The sequence below is a fragment of the Pseudoalteromonas sp. NBT06-2 genome (assembly GCF_002276045.1).
GTDB lineage: Bacteria > Pseudomonadota > Gammaproteobacteria > Enterobacterales > Alteromonadaceae > Pseudoalteromonas.
The window spans coordinates 1-1,220 of sequence record NZ_NQMR01000290.1 but is presented as its reverse complement, the minus strand read 5'-3'; the positions used below and the strand labels follow the sequence as shown (position 1 = coordinate 1,220).

The window sequence follows — 1,220 nt, the reverse complement described above, 5'->3', positions numbered from 1 at the left end:
ACCACGCATGATTTTTATTAGCCAAGAAAATAAAGAATTAAAAGCAAATATTACGTCTTGCCATATGGGACTAACGCCTGCTGACAAATGGGATCAGGAGTTAGCAGAGCATTTTGAATTGACATTTATCGCACCAGCCAATAAATGTGAATGGCAAAATTTACACCGCAGGTTACGCATGTTGTTTTCACCATTCACTTACGAAACCTTATATGAAATGTTTGAACCCAACCCATTTTTCTCTGACAAAAAGGAGCATATCTAATGCATGGTGCCGTTAAAAAATATAAAGAGCTGCCTGCGGTTATAGAAAATAAGGGCTGGAAAGATGCCAGCCAAAAAGCCCGTAATACAGCGTTAAATCGCAGTGCAATGGTGAAGTTTTTATTAGTACAAAACGAAAAACTAGATCAGGCATATCAAATGTTAGTTAAAAAATATAACTCTAATGAATGTATCCCGAGCTTAACTGCTACGGTGAATGCCTTGGGTAAAATGCCCAGTCGCGCCACGATATATAACTGGTGCAACATTTATAAAAAAGAGGGTTTAAATGGCCTGTTACCGCAGTTTAAAGGTAAAGCCAAAGCACAACACCCATGGGCTTATCGCTGTATTGAGTTATATCACGCGCCTAATTCACCCAGTTTTGCTCAAGTGGGCGACCAATTAGTAAATGAAGGTTTTAAGGTAGCGCATCACCATGTAAGGCGTTTTATTAACGATTTACCCCATGAACTTGGCCCTAATAGCCCTTATCGTATTGGTGCCAAGCTGTATCGTGAAAAGCATAAAGACTTTTTAATTCGCTCTACTGAAAATATTAAACCCGGTTTTATTTATAACGGTGATGGCCATTGTGTTGATGTGCATTTAGCACACCCTGTTACGGGTAAATCTTATCGCCCAGAGTTAGTGATATTTCAAGATGTGGCAAGCCGTTACATTGTTGGTTGGGAACTGACGTTTTCTGAAAACTCAATTAGTACTTTAACAGCCCTGAGCCGTGCCATGAAAAACCATAATAATGTGCCTGCCATGGTGTATATCGATAATGGCTCGGGTTTTAAAAGCAAAATGATGAATGATAAAACCTCTGGTTTTTATGCGCAATTTGAAATTGAGCCTATTTTTGCTATTCCCGGTAATGCCCGTGCGAAATGGATTGAGCGCTTTTTTAAACATATGGAAGAGCGTGTTGGTCGCAGGTTTGAAAGTTA

Annotated in this window: 2 protein-coding genes; both read left to right on the top strand. The window is 39.4% G+C overall.

From position 1 onward, the window contains the following. Window positions 1-265, top strand: a 265-nt coding sequence (locus CJF42_RS27900; RefSeq protein WP_170940773.1) for a hypothetical protein, incomplete at its 5' end; no start/stop codon positions are given. Beyond that, a partial coding sequence (locus CJF42_RS25455) for a DDE-type integrase/transposase/recombinase (RefSeq protein ID WP_141235679.1) occupies window positions 265-1,220 on the top strand: 956 nt, incomplete at its 3' end. The genes CJF42_RS27900 and CJF42_RS25455, both read left to right, overlap by 1 nt.